Consider the following 2,250-nt stretch of genomic DNA (forward strand, 5'->3'; position numbering starts at 1 on the left):
GGACACCAGTGCATTGGTTTCCGCCGCCATCCGCCCATAATCGCCGGGGAACGTCTGCGCATCGATACGATGACTGACCTCACCGGCATCGTGGCGCTTGGCCATCTCCAACTGTGCGCCGATCAGGCTGCGCAACTGCCGCTGCATCCCATCCATCGCGATCAACAGCCGGCCGGTCTCGTCCTTGGCGTCGGTGCGCACGTCGTTATCCAGATTGCCCGCCGCAATCGCCTCGGCAGCGCGGGTCGCACGATTCAGCGGCATGGTCAGACTGCGCGTGATCAACCAGGCCAATAAACTGCTGACCAGGACCACGAGAACGCCACCGGCAATGAGCAAATTGCGCCCACGCCCCATCGCCGCTCTCGCCTCGGCATAGGCATCGCTACTGCGTTTGGCCTGCAAATCCGCATAGACAGCAATGGCATCTTGCCACTTCTGCACCACCGGAACGGACTTGCTCATCATCAAATCCAGCGCCTCTTGTGCCTTGTCATGCATACCAAGGTCGATGACGCGGTTATTGATCTCGACTGAACTCGCCCGCATGCGGTCGACCTCATCCAACGTGGCAAGGCTTTGCGCGTCACTTGGAATCTCATCCAACCGCTTGCGCGCTGCGAGATAGCGCCCGCGCTGCTGAGCGATCACCTTGGAGAAACGGATGTTGTCCTCCTGAGAGGTCGGCAACACGATGTTGCGCAGATTGATGGCGACGGCCGAACTCGAGTCGAGCATGTCGTTGGATGCGCGTATTGCGGCAATGTTGTAATTGACAATCCCATCCAACCGTCCGCGCGCCTGAACGAGGGTGACAAGCCCAGCAACGACGAGCGAGCAGGAAAGCAGGATAAGCAAGCCGAACGCCGTGGAGAGTCGAGCACCGACGTTGTAGCGCTGAAGAAAAGCGATCATGAGGAACGACTCCGTGATAAGGAGAGAAACAAAATGCAACGCCCGGCAGGCACATGACACTCCAGCGCTGTAGTGAGCTACATCGATATGGGCAAGCAAGCGTAATGAACCTAAAAATTCTTAGATTCAGCAACTACAGCCCCTTCAACGCAGTGCTTGGGCGGTATAACGGCGACTATCAGGAAAACTTAATAGGCATGGGCGTCGACCCTCAAATTAATTCATGTAAATAAATGCAGAATTTATGAAATCCAAGAATCCGACCCGAATCGATTGATCTGCATGAAATTCGCGTGCGAGCCAAGTTGCAAAATATTGCCGCAGTGCCAAGCACACACTGACCGGACCGCACTGCATCGTGCACGATAAAATCTCTGGCGAAGCGAACGATGTGAATGCAGTAGGCACTCGTGCTCCGCTGCGTTGAAAACTTTGCAGCGTCGTTCGACCTTGGCGAGGATCGAGTCAGCGGTGGCAGTCCATTGAACGGTCGAGGGTGTTGGTTGTAGTGCTCGACGAACGTGCATCGTGCACGATAAAATCTCTGGCGAAGCGAACGATGTGAATGCAGTAGGCACTCGTGCTCCGCTGCGTTGAAAACTTTGCAGCGTCGTTCGACCTTGGCGAGGATCGAGTCAGCGGTGGCAGTCCATTGAACGGTCGAGGGTGTTGGTTGTAGTGCTCGACGAACGCATTGATCTTGCATTTCAGATCAGCCGCCGGGTCGAAGGATCCACGCCGGATCGTCTGCAGGGTGATCAGAGCAAACCAGCGCTCGACCTGGTTGAGCCAGGAACTGTAGGCCGACGTGCAGTGAATGTAGTAACGCGGCCGTCATGGTCAGCCATGACTTGATCTTGGCGTGTCCTAGGCTCAACGCCTCTGGCCCAGAACATGTAATACCCGATACAACCATGTCCGATGGCGCCGCGCAGCAGCGCCATCGTTCCACAAGGACGTGGCTTAGAACTCCTGCCAACCCTTCTCCAGCGCTACCGCCGCAACCGGCCGCATTGATCTTGCATTTCAGATCAGCCGCCGGGTCGAAGGATCCACGCCGGATCGTCTGCAGGGTGATCAGAGCAAACCAGCGCTCGACCTGGTTGAGCCAGGAACTGTAGGCCGACGTGCAGTGAATGTAGTAACGCGGCCGTCATGGTCAGCCATGACTTGATCTTGGCGTGTCCTAGGCTCAACGCCTCTGGCCCAGAACATGTAATACCCGATACAACCATGTCCGATGGCGCCGCGCAGCAGCGCCATCGTTCCACAAGGACGTGGCTTAGAACTCCTGCCAACCCTTCTCCAGCGCTACCGCCGCAACCGGCCGCTCGC

General features: G+C 57.0%; 1 protein-coding gene and 1 pseudogene. Both read right to left on the minus strand.

Annotated elements, in window-relative coordinates; translation table 11 throughout:
• On the minus strand, positions 1 to 1,014 hold a 1,014-nt coding region (locus tag XANALMUS060_RS16960), incomplete at its 3' end, for an MCP four helix bundle domain-containing protein (protein ID WP_235430605.1).
• Positions 1,015 to 1,960: 946 nt separating this feature from the next.
• Positions 1,961 to 2,099: pseudogene (locus XANALMUS060_RS22520) on the minus strand (IS630 family transposase); the annotation flags it as partial.
• Between the last annotated feature and the right edge of the window lie 151 nt (positions 2,100 to 2,250).

The sequence above is a fragment of the Xanthomonas sp. MUS 060 genome (genome assembly GCF_000963215.1).
In the GTDB taxonomy this organism is placed as follows: Bacteria; Pseudomonadota; Gammaproteobacteria; order Xanthomonadales; family Xanthomonadaceae; genus Xanthomonas_A.